Annotated in this window: 1 pseudogene; it reads right to left on the bottom strand. The window is 58.8% G+C overall.

The features are described 5' to 3' along the window. Window positions 1-13: 13 nt before the first annotated feature. A pseudogene (locus MTX36_RS29620) lies at window positions 14-255 on the bottom strand (ABC transporter permease); the annotation flags it as partial.

The following is a 255-nucleotide window of genomic DNA, read 5'->3' on the forward strand; positions in this document are numbered from 1 at the left end:
TTCACTGAAGTGGTCACAGTTTGCTCCGATACTTCTCACCGATGAGGTTGAACGAAAACACGGTCAGGAAGAGGAAGACACCGGGCACGAGAACGATGAAGGGGTGCTTCTCCACGATGCCGCCCTGGCCTTCTGCGATCATGTTGCCCCACGTCGGATCAGGCTGTGCGATACCGAGTCCGAGGAAGCTGAGCGACGCTTCTGCGACGATCAGGCCGGACACGGCAACCAGGCCGAGTGCCGCAACAGGAACGA

It is taken from the genome of Rhodococcus sp. ARC_M6 (assembly GCF_022810305.1).
Taxonomy (GTDB): Bacteria; Actinomycetota; Actinomycetes; order Mycobacteriales; family Mycobacteriaceae; genus Rhodococcus_F.